The organism is Kitasatospora sp. NPDC086791 (assembly GCF_040685975.1).
In the GTDB taxonomy this organism is placed as follows: Bacteria; Actinomycetota; Actinomycetes; order Streptomycetales; family Streptomycetaceae; genus Kitasatospora.
Map to the genome: position 1 here is coordinate 1 of NZ_JBFBOC010000055.1, position 16,586 is coordinate 16,586.

10 protein-coding genes and 1 pseudogene are annotated in these 16,586 nt (G+C 73.4%); 8 read left to right on the forward strand and 3 right to left on the reverse strand.

Annotated elements, in window-relative coordinates; translation table 11 throughout:
- From AB0Q99_RS33810 to AB0Q99_RS33830, 5 genes and pseudogenes are all read left to right on the forward strand, one after another.
- Nucleotides 1-316: pseudogene (locus AB0Q99_RS33810) on the forward strand (acyltransferase domain-containing protein); the annotation flags it as partial.
- A 144-nt stretch (nt 317-460) separates the two neighbouring features.
- Nucleotides 461-3,670, forward strand: coding sequence for a type I polyketide synthase (locus tag AB0Q99_RS33815; RefSeq protein ID WP_363578035.1), 3,210 nt, complete (start codon nt 461-463; stop codon nt 3,668-3,670).
- Nucleotides 3,667-5,919 carry a cytochrome P450 gene (locus AB0Q99_RS33820; protein WP_363578017.1) on the forward strand — a complete coding sequence of 751 codons (2,253 nt, stop codon included), beginning with the start codon at nt 3,667-3,669 and terminating at the stop codon, nt 5,917-5,919. Before AB0Q99_RS33815 ends, AB0Q99_RS33820 begins: the two co-directional genes overlap by 4 nt.
- Nucleotides 5,919-7,082, forward strand: coding sequence for a macrolide family glycosyltransferase (locus AB0Q99_RS33825; RefSeq protein WP_363578019.1), 1,164 nt, complete (start codon nt 5,919-5,921; stop codon nt 7,080-7,082). The genes AB0Q99_RS33820 and AB0Q99_RS33825 overlap by 1 nt, the downstream gene beginning before the upstream one ends.
- A gap of 328 nt (nt 7,083-7,410) precedes the next feature.
- Nucleotides 7,411-7,767: a hypothetical protein gene (locus tag AB0Q99_RS33830; protein ID WP_363578021.1), complete on the forward strand. Its 357-nt coding sequence runs from the start codon at nt 7,411-7,413 to the stop codon at nt 7,765-7,767.
- 263 nt (nt 7,768-8,030) lie between these two features.
- Here the strand turns inward: AB0Q99_RS33830 and AB0Q99_RS33835 are convergent, their stop codons facing one another.
- The gene (locus tag AB0Q99_RS33835) at nt 8,031-8,165 is read right to left on the reverse strand and encodes a hypothetical protein (RefSeq protein ID WP_363578023.1); all 135 of its coding nucleotides are present in this window, start codon (nt 8,163-8,165) and stop codon (nt 8,031-8,033) included.
- A gap of 433 nt (nt 8,166-8,598) precedes the next feature.
- On the opposite strand from AB0Q99_RS33835, the gene AB0Q99_RS33840 reads away from it, so the two are divergent.
- Nucleotides 8,599-8,994 (forward strand): tyrosinase cofactor, encoded by a 396-nt coding sequence (locus AB0Q99_RS33840; protein WP_363578025.1) that lies wholly within the window; start codon nt 8,599-8,601, stop codon nt 8,992-8,994.
- A 50-nt stretch (nt 8,995-9,044) separates the two neighbouring features.
- Nucleotides 9,045-9,872 carry a tyrosinase family protein gene (locus tag AB0Q99_RS33845; protein ID WP_363578027.1) on the forward strand — a complete coding sequence of 276 codons (828 nt, stop codon included), beginning with the start codon at nt 9,045-9,047 and terminating at the stop codon, nt 9,870-9,872.
- 95 nt (nt 9,873-9,967) lie between these two features.
- Here the strand turns inward: AB0Q99_RS33845 and AB0Q99_RS33850 are convergent, their stop codons facing one another.
- Nucleotides 9,968-14,071 (reverse strand): AAA family ATPase, encoded by a 4,104-nt coding sequence (locus tag AB0Q99_RS33850; protein WP_363578029.1) that lies wholly within the window; start codon nt 14,069-14,071, stop codon nt 9,968-9,970.
- Nucleotides 14,072-14,315: 244 nt separating this feature from the next.
- The gene (locus tag AB0Q99_RS33855) at nt 14,316-15,029 is read right to left on the reverse strand and encodes a TetR/AcrR family transcriptional regulator (RefSeq protein WP_363578031.1); all 714 of its coding nucleotides are present in this window, start codon (nt 15,027-15,029) and stop codon (nt 14,316-14,318) included.
- A gap of 293 nt (nt 15,030-15,322) precedes the next feature.
- Between AB0Q99_RS33855 and AB0Q99_RS33860 the strand changes: the two genes are divergently transcribed.
- Nucleotides 15,323-16,363, forward strand: a complete 1,041-nt coding sequence (locus tag AB0Q99_RS33860; RefSeq protein ID WP_363578033.1) for an AMP-binding protein — start codon at nt 15,323-15,325, stop codon at nt 16,361-16,363.
- The last annotated feature ends 223 nt before the right edge of the window (nt 16,364-16,586 follow it).

Here is a 16,586-nt window from a genome sequence, read left to right on the forward strand (position 1 = left end):
GGGGGACGAGGCCGCGGTGGAGGCTGTCGCCGGGGTGTGGCGGGGCCGTGGGCGCCGGGTGCGGCGGCTGGCGGTCGGTCACGCGTTCCATTCGGCGCGGATGGATCCGGTGCTGGAGGAGCTGGGTCGGGTGGCGGCGGGTCTGTCGTTCGGTGAGCCGGTGATCCCGGTGGTTTCCACGGTGGCCGGGCGTCCGGTGGAGATGGGGGAGCCGGGGTACTGGGTGCGGCAGGTGCGGGAGCCGGTGCGGTTCGCCGATGCCGTGGAGTGGCTGGCGGGCCAGGGTGTCACGGGGTTCGTGGAGGTGGGTCCGCATCCGTTGTTGGTGGGGACCGGGTTGATGCGGCGTGGTGGTGATTCTCCGGAGCGGTTGTTCGCGGGGCTGGGGCGGTTGTGGGCGGATGGCGCCGTGCGCTGGATGCCGCCCGTGACCACGACGGCGGGGGCGTCGGGTGTGCGGGTGCCTTCGTACGCTTTCCAGCACGAGCACTACTGGCTCCAGCCCACCACCCCGTCGGAGGGCCTCGACACGCCCGACCACCCGCTGCTGCGGTCCCTGGTGAAGCTCCCCGACGGGCAGGGCGTGGTGCTGACCGGGAAGCTCTCCGCGTCCGTCCACCCGTGGCTGGCCGAGCACACCGTGCTCGGTTCGACGCTGCTGCCCGCGATGGCGTTCGTGGACATGGCCGTCCACGCCGGCGAGCACACGGCCAGCCCCGTCCTGTCCGAGCTGGTCCTGGAGGCGCCGCTCGTGCTGTCCGAGCGCGACGGTGTGCACGTGCAGGTCACCGTCGGCGCGCCCGACGACACCGGTCGCCGACCCGTCACCGTCCACTCCCGCACCTCCGCCGAGCCCGACGAGTGGACCCGCCACGCGACCGGCGTGCTCAGTCCGCCGGCGGACCGGGCGACACGGGTCGACCGGACGGCCGTGCCCGGGGCGGACGACAGCGAGGCCGCGCCGATCGACATCGGCTCGCTCTACGACCGGCTCGCCGAAGCCGGCTACGACTACGGGCCGACCTTCCAGGGGCTCACCGGCATCCGGCGGCACGGCGAGGACCTGCACGCCGAGGTGAGCTTCCCGGCGGACCCCGCGCAGCTCACCGGTTACCGCGTCCACCCCGCGCTCCTGGACGCCGCCATCCAGCCGCTGACCCTGCTCGCCGGCCTCGCGGCCGAGGACGGCGGCGCCGGCGGCAGCCCGGCGCGGCTGCCCTTCTCGTTCTCCGGTGTGTCGGTCACCGGGTCGGCCGCGACGGTCCGCGTGGTGCTGCACCCGACCGGGCCGGACACCTGCGCGGTGCGGATCACCGACACCGCCGGGATGCCGGTCGTGAGCATCGACGAGATCGTCCTGCGGCCCGTCGAAGCGGCGCGTCACGGGGCCGGGCGCCGGCCGAACACGCTGTTCGCCGTCGACTGGACCCCGATGGCGGCACCGGACGGCCCGGACACCGAGACGGTCCTCCACGAGGTCGCCGCCGAGGGCGAACCGGTCGCGGCCGCCCACGCGGTGACCCGGGAACTGCTCGGCAGGGTCCGGGAGTTCCTGGCCACCGACACGCCGGTCCGGCTCGTGGTCCTCACCGGTGACGACCTGGCCTCGGCCGCCGCCCGCGGCTTCCTGCGCAGCGCGCAGAGCGAGAACCCCGGGCGGATCCTGACCGTCCGGCACGACGGCACGGCCGCCTCACGACGGGCGATCCCCGCCGCGGTGCGCGCCGCCGTGAGCGACGGCGAGCCCGAGATCCGGTTGCGCGACGGAACCGCCCTCGTGCCGAGGCTGGTGAGGGCCGCCCCGACCGGGCCGGCCGGGCCCCTGGACGGCGCGCCCCTGGACGGCACCGTGCTGATCACCGGCGGCACCGGCACCCTCGGCGTCCTGGTCGCCCGGCACCTCGTCGCGCGGCACGGTGCCCCGCACGTGGTGCTCGCGAGCCGCCGCGGCGTCGAGCCGCCCGGGCTCCGGCAGGAGCTGGGCGCCGCCCTCACCGTGGTCGCCTGCGACGCCGGTGACCGCGGGGCACTGAGGGATCTCGTCGCCTCGATCCCCGACCTGCGGGTCGTCGTGCACGCCGCCGGGGTCGTCGACGACGCCGTGGTGGGATCGATGACACCGGAGCAGATCGACACGGTGCTGCGCTCGAAGGCCGATGCCGCGTGGCACCTGCACGAGGCCACCGAGCACCTGGACCTGCGGGCGTTCGTGCTGTTCTCCTCGGCGTCCGGGGTGTTCGGCGCCCCCGGGCAGGCCAACTACGCCGCCGCGAACGCGTTCCTCGACGCGCTCGCCGAGCACCGGCACGCGCGCGGTCTGCCGGTCACCTCCCTGGCCTGGGGCCAGTGGGCCGAGTCCAGCGGCATCACCGGGAACCTGACCGAGGCCGACCACCGCCGGCTGGCGAGGACCGGGATGCTGCCGCTGGCCACCGAGCAGGCCCTCGACCTGTTCGACACCGCCCTGGCCGGCGAACGCCCGGCGCTGGTGCCGGTCCGCCTCGACCTCGCGGCGATCGACACCCCGCCCGCGCTGCTGCGCGGACTCGCCCGGCCGCGGCGCGCGCCGGCCCCGGTGGCCGGCCCCGGCGACCTGCGGGCCAGGCTCGAAGCCCTGCCCGAGCCCGAGCAGCGCGCCCTGCTGCTCGACCTGGTCGTCACGCACAGCGCGAGCACCCTCGGGATGGCCCCCGGCGGGATCGACGACCCGCGTCAGCTGTTCCGCGACCACGGCGTCGACTCGCTGACCGCCATCGAGCTGCGCAACCAGCTCAACGCGGCCACCGGGCTCCAGCTCCCGGCGACCCTCGTCTTCGACTTCCCGACGCCCGAACAGCTCGTCAACCACCTCTACGGGCAGCTGTGCTCGTCGGAGAACCGGGTCGCCGGGCCGATGGAGCGCCTGCTGCGCAAGGCCGTCGACGTCGGCCGCGCGCAGGACGGCCTCGACCTGCTGGCCACGGCGTCCCGGCTGAGCCCGGCCACCGACGCGCCCAAGGCCGAGGTGGTCGCCCTCGCGGCCGGCTTCCTCCAGCCGTCGCTGGTCTGCCTGCCGTCCGCGCTGGCGTCCGGCGGCATCGAGGAGTACGGGCGGTTCGCCGCGGCACTGGAGGCCGCCCGCGACGTCACGGCGGTCACCCTGCCGGGCTTCGCCGGTGACCCGCTGCCCGCGGACGCCGACGTCCTGGTCCAGGCACTCGCCGAGGCCGCGTCGGCCGTCGCCGCGCCGGTGCTGGTCGGCCGTTCGGTGGGCGCGTGGCTGGCGCTGGCGACCGCCGGGGAACTGGAACGGCGGGGGGCCCGGCCCAGCGCCGTGGTGCTCATCGACGGCTACCCCGACGACCTGCCGGGTGTGCTCACCGGCATGCTCGACGCCGGCCACCAGGTCCAGCCGGTCGACGACGACCGGTTGGTGGCCATGGGCCGTTACCTCGATCTGGCCGGCGCCCCGGAGCCCGTCACCGCGCCGGTGCTGCTGGTGGGCACCGGGAAGCGCTCGTGGCCCCGGCTGTCCACCACCGTCCAGGAGGTGCTCACCGTCCCGGGCGACCACTTCACCGTACTGGAGGAGCACTCCGCGGCCACGGCGCTGGCGATCAGCACATGGCTCCTCGACTTCAGCGGATACGGGGCCGGGTTGTCCGCACTCAGGGGAAAGGACTCTGCATGATCTGGGACAACGTCTACATCGGCGGAACGGGGCGGTATCTGCCGCCCCGCACGCCCGCGACGCAGGCCGTGCCGGACACCGAGACCATGCGGCGGCTGCTCGCGCTCTCGGACTTCGTGTCGTTCACCCGCTCCGACGACGTCACCGAGCACGCGATGGCCGTGCACGCGGCGATCGGAGCCCTGCGCGAGTCCGGCCTCAGCGGCGCCGACATCTCCATGGCCGCCTACGCCCAGATGGACCACCAGGACCACATGGCGTCCTCCTGCCACCTGCAGCGCGTCCTCGGCCTCGGCCACGCCCTCGTCTACGAGGTCGAGGCGACCAGCAACGGCGGCTCGGCCGCGCTGCAGTCCGCCGCCGCGCACCTGGTGGCCGACCCGGCCGCGACCGCGACCCTGGTCACGGCTACCGCCCGGTTCCTGCCGCCGCGGTGGGAACGCTGGCAGCCCACCGTCGGGATCTTCCTGGCCGACGGTGCGGCCGCGGCCGTGCTCAACCGCGAGGGCGGCCGAGCGCGGCTGGTCGCGACCGCGAACAGCTCCGCGACCCAGATGGAGGTCCTCGCCACCCCGACGATCCCGGACCCCGAGGGCCACCGCAACCGTACGCCGATCGAGGTGACCGGCCTGGCCCCCTATCTGACGCTGATGAGCGGGGCACTGGTCACCGCGGTCGAGCAGGCCGCCAAGGAGGCCGGCGTAAGCGTCGCCGACATCACCAGGTTCGTCGTCACCGGTCTGGGCCTGGCCCAACTGGAGGTCGTCGTGCTGGAGCCGCTCGGCATCGACCTGGGCCGCACCACCTGGCCGATGCTGCGCGAGCTCGGCCACGTCGGGCCGTGCGACCAACTGCTCGGCATGGACCACCTGCTGCACGACGAGACCCTCAGGCCCGGCGACACCATCATGTCGATCGGCCTCGGCATGGGCTCGCGGTTCACCGCGTCCCTGCTGGAGGTCACCGAGCCGCCCAAGCCCCGTACGACCACCACCTTCACCGAGCCGGTGCGCGCGCAGGCCCCGCCCGCCGACGCGTATGTCATCGACCCCTCGGGCGGCGACGTCTTCGGCGAGGCCGCCGCCTTGCGCGAGCGCGGCCCGGCCACGCCCGTCGAACTGCCCGGTGGCGTGCCGGCCTGGGCCGTCACCGGGCACGACCTGGCGAAGAAGCTGCTGCTCGACCCGAGGGTCTCCAAGGACGCGAACAAGCACTGGCCCATGTGGCGCGACGGCGACATCCCGCCGGACTGGCCGCTGATCATGTGGGTCGCGATGCAGAACATGTTCACCGCCTACGGGGCCGACCACACCAGGCTGCGCAGCCTGGTGGCCAAGGCGTTCACCCCGCGCCGTATCGAAGCGATGCGGCCGCGCGTCGAGGAGATCACGGCCGGCCTGATCGCCGACCTGGCCACGGTGCCGCCGGGGCAGACGGTCGACCTGCGCGCACGGTTCGCGTTCCCGCTGCCGATCCAGGTCATCACCGGATTGTTCGGGGTGACCGCGCAGACGGGCGCGGACCTGCGGCGGCTGGTGGACGCGGTGTTCAGCCTCGACGCGGACCCGGCGGGCGTGCAGGCCGCCTCCGGCGAGCTGTACATGCTGCTCAAGGAACTCGCGGCCGCCAAACGGCGCGACCCCGGCGACGACCTGACCAGCGACCTGATCGCCGCGCAGGAGGCGGACGGCACACGACTGTCCGAGCGGGAACTGCTGGACACCCTGTTGCTGACCATCTCCGCCGGCTTCGAGACGACGGTCAACCTGCTCGACCACGCCGTCCACGCGCTGGCCACGCACCCGTCTCAGCTCGCCCTGGTCCGGTCCGGGACCAGCACGTGGGAGGACGTGGTGGACGAGACCCTGCGCTGGCAGGCGCCGGTGCCGAACCTGCCGCTGCGGTACGCCGTGGAGGACATCTCCGCGGACGGCGTGCGGATCCGCAAGGGCGAGGCGATCCTGCTGTCCTACGGCGCGGCCGGCCGCGACCCGGCGCAGCACGGGGCCGACGCGGAGGACTTCTCCGTCACCCGGTCGTCGCGGGGCGACCACCTCACCTTCGGGCACGGCGTGCACTACTGCCTCGGCAGCCCCCTGGCGAAGCTGGAGGCGACGACGGCGCTGTCCGCGCTGTTCTCCCGGTTCCCCCGGCTGCGGCTGGCCGTCCCGTCGTCCGAACTCGAGCCGCTGGGTTCCTTCTTCACCAACGGGCACAAGACTCTGCCGGTCATCCTGGAGGAGAGCTGATGGCCCATTTCGCCTTCGTGAGCGCGCCCGCGTCCGGGCATGTGAACCCGACCCTGCCGCTGGTCGAAGAGCTGGTCCGGCGCGGTCACCGGGTCAGCTACGCCACGGGACCGGCCACCATGGACGCCGCCGTCGCCGCCGGGGCGTCGCCGGTGACCCTGCCCTCGCAGCTGCCGCCCGACATGGCGGCGCGGGGCGAGTTCACGGCGGAACAGCTCGCCGTGACGATGGAGTACTACCTCGACGACGCGCGTGCCTCCTTCCCCGTCCTGGCCGAGCACTTCTCGGCCGACCCGCCGGACGCGGTGTGCTACGACTCGGTGACCTTCACCGGGAGGATGCTGGCGAACCTGCTCGAGGTGCCGGAGATCTCCCTGGTGCCGACCTTCGCGGAGAACGAGTCCTTCTCGGCGGCGCAGGTGTACTTACCGGCCGACTTCGACCACACCAACCCCCGGCTGGTGGCCGCGATTCAGGACATGGGGAAGTTCGCGCAGGGCCACACCTTCCTCGAGGACCCGAACCTGATGTTCGGCTACGTGGCCCCGACGAGCCTGGTGTTCATCCCCCGGGAGTTCCAGATCTCGGGGGACACCTTCGACGAGCGCTTCCACTTCGTCGGGCCGTCGCCGAGCAGCCGGCAGACCGCTGAGGAGTGGAGCCCCCGGTCGCAGGCCCCGGTGCTGCTGATATCGCTGGGAACCGTCTTCAACGACCGGCCCGAGTTCTACCGGACCTGCATCGCGGCGTTCGGGGACAGCGACTGGCAGGTCGTCATGGCGGTGGGCGGCCTGGACCAGGAGTCGCTGGGCCCGATCCCGGCGAACGTCGAAGTGCACGCGCACGTGCCGCAGGTGGCGGTGCTGCGACACACCGAGGTGTTCCTGAGCCACGCCGGGATGAACTCGGCGATGGAGTCCCTCTACCACGGGGTGCCCTTCGTGGCGGTGCCGCAGATCCCGGAACAGCGGGCGATCGCCCGGCGGGCGGAGGAGCTGCAGGTCGGCAGGACGCTCGCCGAGCCGACCGTGCAGGGCCTCCGCGACGCCGTCCAGGACGTCCGGTCCTGCCGCCCCTGGGCGGCGGCCCTGAGCCGGACCGTGCGCGGGGCGGGCGGCGCGTCAAAGGGGGCGGACGTCCTGGAGAAGCTGCTGACGCGGTAGCGGCCGGACTCCACCGGGCAGTCCGCACCCGCCCCCCGCCCGGTGGAGCCCGTTCCCGCGCACGGTCTCGTCCGGCGTGCTCGGGCTGGGCGCCGAGCCGGACACCGAGGATGCCACCGCGCCGGTCGTGCTGGTCACGGGCGCGAACCGGGGATCGGCCATGAGACGGCGCGCCGGCTCGCCGAACTCGGCTGCCGCTACGCCGCGGGCGGCAGGTCGTCCCAGGCGTGTGTGGATTCGTGCGGGAGACGTGCCTTCAAGGGGGTTCGATGGCAGCATGGGTCGAAGTAGCAAGCCGTCAACTCCGCAGGGGGAAAAGATGATTGGGTTGCGCACCGCCGTCCGCCTCGCCGCCGTGACCGCCGTCGCCGCAGGCTGTCTGGGCCTCGGCACGGGGGTGGCGTCGGCCGACGCCACCTACCCCGCCAACGTCCCCGGCTGTGCCGGAGGCATGATCGATCAGTACTACAACGGGCACGACTGGGTGCAGGGCTACGTGATCTCCACCATGGGCAACTACTGCACGGTAGTCCTCCACCAGTCGAACGGCCGCTGGTCCAGCGCCTACAGCAACGTCCGGGGCGACGAGCACTACACCCTCCAGCTCCAGGACTCCGGAATCACCTCGTACGTCGTCGTGTGCAACACCGACCTCGGTCGGTGCGCCACCAGCGCTTCGTACTGACGGACACCGTCGTTCGGTGCTGCCGTCGCCGGCGATGCCGGATGACGGCAGCACCGACAGGAGAGGCTGCCGGCGACGGGCGCCAGTTGCCCGATAACTCGATCTTTTCGAGGGATAGTTGTACCGCGTGGCTGGTCCGAGTGAGCCACGGGCAGTGGCGCGGCCTGGCCACCCGCTACGACACGACCGCCACCAGCCGCCTCGCCGGACTCCACATCGCCGCCATCCTCATCCGGTCCGCGAGATGACCCAAAGGAAACTGCCTAGGCGGGGGCGCGGTGGGCGTCGAGCCAACGGCGCCCGGCCGCGCCCGTGGCGCGCCAGTCGGCCCAGCGGCCCCCCGACACGGCCGCCGGCAGGTCGAGGACCTCACCGACCCGTTCCGTGCCCGCCGCCACGGCCGCGGGTTCCTCGCGATCCACCGCCTTCACACAGGCGCGTGATCGCCTGTCGGCATCGCGTCATCCTGTTCGTGTAGCGATCGTCACAAAAGGTGCGTCAAGGCCGCAGGTCTTGCGGTGTGGTGGCCTTTCGGGCGGAGGATCTTCGGTTTCCATGCGAAGGGTTCCCTGTGGACCGAAGCTCTGCCTTCTGTAAAAGATGCAACATTCTTCACGCGACCGTCTTGAAATGATCACTTTCGGCCCTCGGGGCGATCACACATCCGAGTTGTTCGCTCACGCCTGGTAGGAATGATTTCGAGCGGGCCGAGCGCCACCAGATCGTCCTGACCAGCGCCGACGAGGCGTCAGGCAGTCGACGTCGCCGACCGGTCCGCGAAAACGGGGGAACTGAAAAGGTCTTCACATTTTTCATCTGGGGGGCACCACCATGTCCGAAAACACCACCACCACCGAAGTCACCCGCCGGCGGATGCTGCAAGGCGCCGTGGCCGCGACGGTCGTCGCCGCGGGCACGGTCGCCCTGGGCCTCACCGGCCCCTCCGTGACGCCCGCCAGCGGCGCCGACACGGAGGGCGGCGACAGCTTCGACGAGGTCTTCCGCGGCCGCCGCATCCAGGGCATGCCGATGTCCGGCGAGGGCCACCACGCGATGAGCGGCTACATGGTGCTGATCGACGGCCGCGAACTGCACATGATGCGCAACGCTGACGGCACCTGGATCAGCGTCATCAACCACTACCAGACCTTCACCACGCCGCGTGCGCTGGTCCGGGCCGCCGTCAACTCCCTGGACGGCGCCGACCTGGCCCCGCTCGCCGCCTGATTCCGGACCGCACTCCGGCCTCCGCACAGACCACCCTCAAAGGAACAATCATGGCAGTCCGCAAGAGCCAGGCGACCCTGACGGCCGCCGAGAAGCGCGCCTTCGTCAACGCGGTCCTGGAACTCAAGCGCCGCGGTGCCTACGACGCGTTCGTCAGCACGCACAACGACTTCATCATGAGCGACACCGACACCACCGAGCGCACCGGCCACCGCTCGCCGTCCTTCCTGCCCTGGCACCGCAGCTTCCTGCTGCGCTTCGAGCGGGCACTGCAGGCGATCGACGCCACCGTCACGCTCCCGTACTGGGACTGGACCACCGACCGCGCCCCGGACTCCTCGCTCTGGGGCCCGGACTTCCTGGGCGGTGACGGCGCCGGCACCGACGGCCGGGTGACCACCGGCCCGTTCGCGCAGAGCTCCGGCAACTGGACCCTCACCGTCAGGCCCGACACCCGCAACTACCTGATCCGCCGACTGGGCCAGAGCGGACAGGGCCTGCCGACCAAGGCCGACGTGGACGCCGTGCTGGCGATCCCCACCTATGACGCCGCGCCGTTCAACAGCTCAAGCGCCGGTTTCCGCAACAACCTGGAGGGCTGGGTCGGCGTCAACGTGCACAACCGGGTGCACGTCTGGGTCGGCGGCACCATGAGCACCGGGATGTCGCCCAACGACCCGGTGTTCTGGATGCACCACTGCATGATCGACCGCCTCTGGGCCGCCTGGCAGAGCCGCCACGCGGGCCAGAGCTACCAGCCGGTCCGCCGCACCAGGAACGTGGTCGCCCTGAACGACACCATGAAGCCGTGGAACGACGTCACCCCGGCCGACCTGATGGACCACACCACGTTCTACACGTACGACAACGCGTACTGATCCCGCCGGTGCGGGCCGGGGACCGGAGCAGTGGCCGCTGCTCCGGTCCCCGGCGCCGCGCGACCGGACGATCGGTTGTTCGGTCGTCGGGTTGTTCAGTCGTCGGCGCCGGTGGCGGAGGAGCTTTCCGGGCCCTGCCAGCCGGCCGTCGAGTGCCAGAGGACGGAGACGCCGAGGACCCGCTCGACCAGGTCGGGGATCCACGGCTCGTCGGGAGGCGAGGCGAGGACGACGTGGAGCCGCTGGGGAGTCCCGCCCGCCACCTGCCCGATCTCCCGGACCCGCACGGCACCGGCCCGCACGGCGTGGTACGAGGTGTGGCCGGCCGGAAGGACCTCGTAGACGATCGGGCCCCGCTCCCCGGGCCGGACGACATCGATGATCGGTGAGTCCTGCGGCGTGTGGCCCGCCGTGAAGAGGGCGGCCATGAGCCGGTGGCGCACCGCCTCGTGCCGGAGGCAGGTCCGGTCGGACTCGGCCGCGGCCGTGAGGTCGGCGGTCAGGACGGCGGCCGGCACGGCCCCGGCGGACGCCGTGGAGGACGCCTCGCCGGTGAGCCTCGCCAGGGCGGTGACCGCCCGGTCCCGCCAGCCGCTGCTTTCCATGACCTCGGCGAGCCGCTCCAGCTCGGCCGCGTCCGCCGACCGCATGGCCTCCGGAAGGCCGCGGGAGAGGTCCCGCAGGACCGTCAGGTCGGCGGAGGACGGGGATCCCAGGAGCTGCCAGACGGGGAGCCAGTCGGCCTGGTCGCGACGCAGGCAGCAACCGACCAGGCCGTCGAGCCCCGCGAGGCCGGTCTCCGGCAGGTCGGCCGGGACGCCGTCACCGAGGGCGGCCAGGACTGCCAGGGCGGCCCGGTACCGCCCGGCCGAGCGCTCGGAGATCGGGTGGCGCCCGAAGTCGTTCGCCGACACGACGTACACGCCGGAGCGGCGTCGCAGGACCCAGACGTCCAGTTCCTGCCCGGCCTCGGGCACCTGGTCATGGGGCCGCAGCTTCAGGATGTACCGCCGCTGCCGGTCCTCCGGCACCGGGGTGACCCTCCAGTGGACCTGGTCACCGTGGGCGAGGGCGCGTACCCGCAGTTCGGTACCGGGGGTCAGTTCGTCCGCCTCCTCCAGACCGGCGGCCGCCAGGGTCTCCGCGTCCAGCGGGGTGGGCCTGCGGACGAAGAGCACCGAACTGCCGTCCGGCGAGAGGCTCCAGGTGCGGGAGGAGCCGAGGACGAGGTGATTGCCCCGCGTCCGGGTCTCGATGTGGCCGCCGGACAGATCCGCCGCGAGCGCCTTGCGGAGCCGGCCGAGGAAGACCGGGTCCGACTGGTCCGACCGGTCCGAGGTGAGGTCGGCGTACGCGGTTCGCGTCTCGGCGCTCACCTGGATCTCCTCGACCGTCAGGGCGCGCACCGCCGCCGCGTCCTGGAGAGCGGGGCCGTGGTCGGCGGCAGCGAGCCCGGAGGGCCTGTACCGGGACGGGACCCCGGCGAAGTACTGCGCCGGGCTCCGTTCGCCGTGCACGCTCCGGTAGCCGGTCAGGGCCGTCCCGTCGTGGCTCAGGACGAACCGGTAGCCGTTGAGGTCGACGAGTCGGTAGCCGTCCGCCTGCTGCGCCTGGCGCCCGTCGGTCAGGAACGTGGCGATCACGCCGCGGATCTCGGCCTCGGCCTCCTGGTCACTGCCGCCGTGCGCGGTCACGAAGGCCCGGACGGCGGCCCTGGTCACCCGGAGACTGCCGAGGAAGGCGTCCGACGCGTCCAGCCCGGCCCCGAGGTCGGCGTCGGCGGGGACCCTGGGCAGGTAGCGGTGCGCCGGCCGGTCCGGCGCGGTGCTCGTCCGGAAGCCGCCGCAGGAAGCGTCACGGCACCAGCCGTCGGCATGCTCCGTGGGCAGCTCGCAGCGGTCGCCGTTCAGGTGGAAGCGGGAGCAGACGCGGCCGCCCGCCGCGTCGCCCGAGGGCTCCGGGGCGGGGTCGTCCGGGCTGGCCGAGGGGGACGATTCGGCCGAGGGGGACGGGTCGGCGGCGGGGGACGGTCCGGCCGGGGGGGACGGGTCGGCGGCCGGCAGCATGACCGCGGGCAGGGGCGAGGCGTGCAGCACCGTCAGCGTCTGGGTGCTCCGGGTCAGGGCCACGTACAGCTGACGCGGGCCCTCGGCACCGCGGGCGGTGATGGTCGCGGGCTCCAGGACGAGGACGTGGTCGAACTCCATGCCCTTGGCCTCGCCGGCGGTCAGGACGGTCACCGCCTCCCGGACCTCGTCGGTCATCGTCTCCGCGGAGTCGACCAGGAGCTGGACCTGCTGGAGCCAGTCCGAATCGTCGGGGACGACCAGGGCGATCGAGCGCTGGGTGTGGCCGTCCGATCCGGCCAGCCGTGCCGCGTGCCCGACCGCTTCGGCGAGGAGCTGCCACGGCGTCGTCTCCACGATCCGCACGGGCTCCCCGTCCGCTTCCTTCACCGCGGCCGGGAAGGGAACGGACGGGGCCACGGCCCGGGCGAGCGGGGCGACGAACTCCATGATCTGCGCCGGCACCCGGTAGCTGGTGGTGAGCTCTTCGAGGTGCCAGCCGCCCCCGTCGCCCGCCAGGATCCGGCCGATCCGCTCCCAACTCGGGTAGCCGTGCGGTCCGGTGGCCTGCGCGAGGTCGCCGAGCACCGTCATCGACCCCTTCGGGTTGCGCCGCCGCAGGGACCGGGCCTGCATGGGAGTCAGGTCCTGGGCCTCGTCCACGACGATGTGCGGGTAACGCTGCGGTGTCTCGCCCGAGATGAGGGTCCGCAGCTCTTCGAGGCACACCAGGTCGTCCAGGGTCCAGGGCTCGTCCTCGGCGCGTTCGGCGGCCGGGCGCGACAGTTGCGCCTGCTCGGCCGTGTCGAACACCCCGGCAGCGCACTCGGCCAGCCTGCTCGGCGAGTTGAGCAGGCTCCGCAGGGCCTCCTCCGGGCTGAGCGGAGGCCAGGCGCGTTCGACGAGCGTGGCGACCTGGCGGTGGCGCTCGATGCTCTGCCGGACGGCCCGGTCGCGAGCGCGCTGCGGGAAGCCCTGCCGCAGCGCGGCCAGCAGGAGGTCGACCAGCACGTCGCGGAAGCGGTCCCGGCGGGCCCGGTAGTGGCCCGGCCCGCTGCGGGCGGCCTCGAAGACGCGGCGGACCTCGGACGCCGGAATCCTCAGCGGCGCGCTGCCCAGGACGACGGTGAACATCGGCTCGCCGTGCTCGTCCGCGGCGGGGGTGACGGCGGCATCGACGGCGGCGGGCCGGCAGTTGCCCTCGACCCGGCGCCGCAGCACCTCCGCCATGCGTTCGTCCGACTTGATCCGCCGCACCGACGGGGCGTCCTCGGCTCGCACGGTCCCCTCCCAGAGGAGGGAGAGCTCGACGGCGGTGACGTTGCGCGTGCCCAGGGTGGGGAGGACCCGGCCGACGTACTCCAGGAACCTCCGGTGCGGGCCGACCACCAGGATGTCCTGAGCCTGGAAGCGCTTGTTGTCGACGAGCCAGGTGACCCGGTGGAGGCCGACGGCCGACTTCCCGGTGCCGGGACCGCCCTGGACGACCAGGACGTCCGTGGACGGGCCGGCCACCAGCGCCATCTGGTCGGGCTGGATGGTTTCGACGATGTCGCGCATGCGGCTTCGGCGGGCGCGGTCGAGGTCCCGGAGCAGCAGGGGGTCCACGGCCGGCTGCTGTGCCCCGGCGGCGGGGCCGAAGACGTCACCGGGCGACGGCACGCCCGCTCCCGCGCCGGGGGCGGCGGGGACCGGCGGGGCTATCTCGTCGCGGTAGTCCCGGACCGTCCGCCGGTCGCAGTCCAGACGCCGCCGCAGCCGGACCTCTCCCGGGGCGTCCGGCGTGGCCAGGCGCCACGCGGTGGCGAGTTCGTTCGTCCAGGAGATGACGACGGCGTCACGGGTCTCGGCGTCGTGCACCGTCCGCCGCCCGATGTAGAAGACCTCCGGCTCATCCGTCTCGTCCGACCGGGTGTCCACCCGCATCGTGACGAGGTTCTCGCCTTCCAGACGGAACGCCTCCGCCCTGGCCGAGGACTCCACCCGGGCCGCGATGCCGTCCTTCCCGCTGGCCGCCGCCCGGGCCGACGCGTCGCCGGACAGTTCGGCGAGCTTGGCTTCGTAACAGACGTATGCGCGGTCGACCGCCCGCTGTTCGATGGCGATGACGGCCGACCTCGACGACGTGCTCATGTGCTTCCCCTCCTGCGGGGGCCGCACCGCGCGGCCACCCGCCTGCAGCCGTCACCTGCCTACCAGAGCGTGCACGCACGTCGGGTGCGGAAAGCCGGATTCGTTGCGGAAGCGAAGGGTTTCCGCGGTCCCGCGCCTCGGAGCGGTCCGGGCGGACGACGCGGCCCGGCCCGGGAGGGACGACGTGACTCGGCCCGGGACGGACGACGCGACTCGGCCGGGGTGCGGGACCCGGCCCGGGTGATCAGCGGGCCAGACCGGCCAGCACGGTGTCCAAGGTGACCCGCACGGCGAGTTCCTGCTGCTCCGGCGTCAGGACCGCCAGCGGCCCGTCGATGATCAGGGTGGCCAGGCCGTGCATGGTGGACCAGGCCGGGAACTCGGCGCCCTCACGGCGCTCGGGTGCGACCACGCCGGTGGCCACGAGCTCGTCGAGCAGCTCGCCGAGGATGTGGAACGAGCGGTACTCGTAGATGTCCGTGCCGCCCGCGGTGCCGCCCGCGCTGCCGGGCGGGCTCACAGCGGCGGCGGCGCGGGCCCGGGTCCGCGCCGGGTCGCTGTTGCTGAACGCCGTTCGGAACAGGCCGGGTTCGTCCACGGCGAAGCGCACGTAGGCACGGGCGATCACCCGGGTCCGCCGCAGGATGTCGGCCCGGGGGTCGGGCAGCACCGGCAGCGAGCGGAGCGCCTGCTCCATGGCCCCCGCGAGCTGTTCCTGGGCCCGTGCGCGCACGGCGACGAGCAGATCCTCGTGCGAGGCGAAGTGGCGGTAGGCGGCGGTCGGTGACACGCCGGCCCGGCGCGCCGCCTCGCGGAGGACCACGGCGGTGGGGCCGCCCTGGCGGGCCAGCGCGGTCGCCTCGGTGGCCAGCGTGTTGGCGAGGTCTCCGTGGTGGTAACGGCTGCGGCGGGTCGGCGGCTCGGTCGCGCCGGGTGTGGCGGCAGGGGTACTGGACACGTCATCCATTCTGCCGGAGCACGCCCGCCGATGTTGACGCTGTGCACATTTGGCTCTATGTTAACGCCGTGCACATTGGTGGGGGGCGATCGTGAGGTCCCCGGAACCCCCGGCGGGCCGGGCACATCGCCAGTTCGGAGCAGGAGAACGGGCTTCATCCCCAGCCTGCTCGGCGCACTCCCTTTTTTCAGCCACCGGTGATCGATCCGGCGCACGCACGCGCCGAGCCCGGCCCCCGTCGGCGCAGCCCCACACCGGCCCCCACACGAACCCCACACCGAGGAGCACGTCGCGTGCCGCACCACCGACCGATCGCCCTGTCCGGCGCCGAACGGCCCGGCCAGGTCTCGCCGACCGAACAGGTCGCCCTGTACTTCGAGGGCGACGCCGGCGACAGCCGCCGGATCGGGCACGCGCAACTGTGTGACGAGGTCGACCGGGCCGCCGGCGCCCTGCGGGCGCTGGGCGTCGGCCGGGACGACCGGGTCGCGCTCCACCTGCCGATGATCCCGGAGCTGGTGGTCGCGCTGCTGGCCTGCGACCAGGTCGGAGCGCTGCCCACGACGCTCGCCGGGCGCCCCGGCACGGGGCCGGAACCGGCGGACGAGCCGCTGGGCGGCGACCGGGGCACACAAGCCGAGCTCGTGATCACCGCTGACGGCGGCTACCGCCAGGGCTGGCCGGTCGCCTGGAAGCCCGCCGTCGACCGGGCGCTGGACGGCCGGCGGTCGGCGCCGCCCGTTCTGGTGGTACGCCGCACCGGGCGGCCGGTCACCTGGACGCCCGGCCGTGACCACTGGTGGCACGACGTCACCCGGTACCGGCCGGTCCGCCCGCGGGGCAGGCGCCCGGTCGAGGGCGGCCCCGGGCAGTTCGGGCTGCGCACGGGCGGCGACGTGCTCTGGTGCACGGCGGACAGCGACTGGCTGGTGGAGAACCCCGCCGCCGTGCGCGAGCCGCTGGCCGCCGGCGCGACCCAGCTGATCTGGGAGGGCGAGCCACGCGGTGACGCGCCGGAGTCGCTGTGGCGGCTGGTCGAGAAGTACGGCGTCACCGTCTGGCACGCCGACCCGGGGGCGTTGACCGAGCTGCTGCGCGGTACGCCCGCACCCGTCGACGGTTACGACCTGAGCAGCCTGCGGCAGGTCGCCGGGCTCGGGGCCGGGCTCGGCCCGGGCGCCCCGGGCGGCGGCTGGTTCTGGCGCCGGGAGCGGCTCGGCGCCGGCCGGAGCACCGCCTGGGAGCTGTGCGACCGCGCCCGGTCGCGGTTCGAGGCTCCGTCGAGGCCTGAGGTTCCGGCGCAGCGGCGCGCCCGGTTGTCCGCGGTCCGCTGACCGGAGCGGCCCGGCGGCGCGCTGACCAGGCCGGACGGCGCGCGCCGATCGGCGGCCGGGCACCGCGCCGAACGACCTCGCGACGGGCCGCGGACGACAACGCACGACAACGCACGAGGAGTACAGAGTGAGCAACGAGAGCCTGGCCAACCTGCTCAAGGAGGAGCGACGCTTCGCCCCGCCGGCAGAGCTCGCCGCCGCCGCCAACGTCACCGCGGCCGCC